The following is a 3,004-nucleotide window of genomic DNA, read 5'->3' on the forward strand; positions in this document are numbered from 1 at the left end:
CCAAATCGATCGATCGGTCCGAGGATAGGCAATCAGTAGGAATGCCGCAATTCCGATGACCTCCAAAGCCACGTACAAACTGATAAAATCAGCGCAGATAAAGACTGCGTTGACGCTGCCGTGGAGGATAATCGCCTGGGTGTAGAAAAACGCCGTTTTCCCCCCCCGCCAACAGTAGAGAATGACCGCGAGGGTGACCAGGGCGTTGGTCAAGATAAAATAGCCGCTGAGGGAGTCGATGGTTAGGGTGACCCCAAAGCGATCGAGCAACTCGATGGTTTGGGAATTGGAGTCGATGGTTAGGGTGACCCCGAAGCGATCGAGCAACTCAATGATTTGGGAATTGGAGTTGACCAACGGCCATACCCCATAAGCCACCGAAACTAGAGCCACCAGGGTTGCCAAGTAGCGATCGAGCTTGGGTAAAAGGTAAATACTGAATCCGACAAAAAACGGTAGGGCGATCCAGGCAATGGTAATCGTACTCATGGCATATTATTTTTCTCGATTTCATTGCTCTCCAGGGTCGGATTATCTCGGGCGAGTTTCATCACCCCCACGAGCATTAAAGCCTGGATCGAAAAGCCAATCACGATCGCCGTTAAGATAACCGCCTGGGGCACCGGATCTGCATAAGCGACCTCTCGCGAATCGGAAACAATTGGCACAAACACCCCTCCTCGAGCCGCCACCAACACGTAGTAACCAATGACCCCGGTACTCATCACATCCATGGAGATGATTTTCATAATCAGGTTCTTCTTGAAAATGATGCCGAAAAAACCGCACATCACGGTGGCGAAAATGCACGCTTCTAAAATCGTCGTTGCGTTTGGCATCATTGTTTTCCTTAGCTGATTCTAAACTCGTTGTTTGCGAGTTGGAAAATGGTAGGTTGCAAAGTTCGTTTATCCGATCGAGTCTGGACAAACGATTCTGGATGGATGTGCCCAAATCCAGAGTGGATTCGTTTAAATTTTGGCAGCGATCGCAAAGATAGCTATCCTAATGTTCGGGCGCTCGATACGACATCATAAATGATGTAGATTTTCCCGATGAAAACCCGAGCGCTCTGACCCAATTTAATGAATGGCGTTAATCCCGATGTAGATAGCGCAATGCCCTACAGTAAAGCTTATCACTATATAGGGTCCGTCACACTCCAAGAAATGACCAAGTCAGGCGGTGGGTGAATACCCCCGGTTCGAGGCGAGCTGTTCCCCACGGCTGCTAATTCACTCGTACGAGCTGAAGTTTTCCCGTTCGTCAGATGTGTTGGGAACGGCGATCGCTTCGAGTTGAATTCAATTGAAAGAGATCGCCCGAGACGGCTATGTTTTTCGAACGGTCTGAAAACAATTCCATACATTGCGTTATCTGGTTAATTTCAAAACACCAAATTCGAGGTAGTTATTGCCCGATAAACTCGTGATTTATCTCTTTTTCCTTCGGAGTAACCGATACACTTCGTACCATCCATATTTGTGGTATTTTACAACAATTTTTTGGGGTCAATGATTCAGGGGGAAAGCTAGAATCAATTCATGAATTTGCCATCGATCTCGATCTGATTTTTGATTGATACCAGGTGTCTAGTCATAGGACGTGCAACCTTGTTGCCAAGCGATGTGGTGCGCGAGCAAACCATATCCTCCTTTCCCCAACCCCAGCGATCTCCAGTTCGGATAATTCGTGACAATTAGGCGCGATTGCTAAAGTTTTTCTCTTCCCAAGCTCCCCAAGCTCCCCAAGCTCCCCACGCCCCCGAAGCTCACTCAAACCGGAATTGTAAGTGTTTAACCGAACTTGATATGACCCCGCATTTTCAGGTTGTGGATCGTTAAGTTGCATGTGGCGTTAGTCGTCAATCGAGATCTCCAATCATGCGAGCACCATCCAAAACAGTAACGTTAATGTTAGACTCATCGTCCCAATAAGATGTTCGAGTTGCTCGGGCATTCGCGGCAGTTTCAGCGCGAACCGCTTAAAGACAAATCCGTAGATCAGCCAACCCTGGGCGATCGTTGCCAGGGATTTAATCAGATTAGCCGTGGTATATCCGGGTAAAGACAAACCGCTAGCGGCCACTAGCGAGACCAGCAGCAGGCAGATCGCCGCCCAGAAGCCAAATTTTCTCTTTCTCGGTTCGCTCGGCTCTGAGGGTCGAGCAATGGGGAGAAAGATGAGTTTGGCAAAGACGATCGCCGTCCCAACTGCCGCAATCTTCATGGCGGTTTTTTGCCAAGATCCCAACAGATCGATCGTTGAGACCTTCGCCCCAAACCCTGCCAGCAGGGGCAATCCGGAAATCGACAAACTCGCGATCGCCATACCTATCCACATCGGCAACGCAATTGGGTTTTGTTGCAGTTGCTTGAAGTTGCGGCTGGGTAAATTTCCCGCAATTAAAAACAGCGTTGCTTTGGCTAAGCCGTGGGCGAGGGCGTACATCCCCGCAGCCGCCGGGGCCACCAGAACGAAACCCAACTGGGAAATCGTACTCGCGGCGAGCATCCGCTTCGTATCTCGCTCGAAAATGGCATAAACCACCCCCAGAAATGCGGTGGCGATACTAAAAATTTGCAGCATCGGCCCGATATCTTCCACCATCAGGGCACAGCGCACCAGGGGAAACACGCCGGTATTGACGACCGCCCCCGACAGCATTGCCGATACGGGGGTTTCCGCTTCGGAGTGCGTCAGGGGCAGCCACAACCCCGAGACGAAAATGCCCCCTTTAGTAAGCAGACCGAGGAAAATCAGGGCAACGGCCTCGGTCGGGGCCCCTTGCAACCCGGAAAAGGCAAAGGAGTGATGGGTTTGGTAGACCAACACTGCCCCGATTAGGTAAAACAACATTGCCGTATTGCTCACAAACAGGTAGCGCAAGGCCACCCAAATCGATCGATCGGTCCGAGGATAGGCAATCAGTAGGAATGCCGCAATTCCGATGACCTCCAAAGCCACGTACAAACTGATAAAATCAGCGCAGATAAAGACTGCG

At 50.2% G+C, this 3,004-nt stretch carries 2 protein-coding genes and 1 pseudogene; all 3 read right to left on the reverse strand.

Features of this window, described 5'->3' with window-relative positions; all coding sequences use genetic code 11:
- A pseudogene (locus AC2215_RS21630) lies at positions 1–489 on the reverse strand (hypothetical protein); the annotation flags it as partial.
- On the reverse strand, positions 486–821 hold the full coding sequence (locus AC2215_RS21635; RefSeq protein ID WP_486812088.1) for a cation:proton antiporter subunit C: 336 nt from the start codon (positions 819–821) through the stop codon (positions 486–488). The gene AC2215_RS21635 and the pseudogene AC2215_RS21630, both read right to left, overlap by 4 nt.
- A gap of 1,060 nt (positions 822–1,881) precedes the next feature.
- On the reverse strand, positions 1,882–3,004 hold a 1,123-nt coding region (locus AC2215_RS21640; protein WP_486812087.1), incomplete at its 5' end, for a cation:proton antiporter.

The sequence above is a fragment of the Zarconia sp. genome (assembly GCF_057467645.1).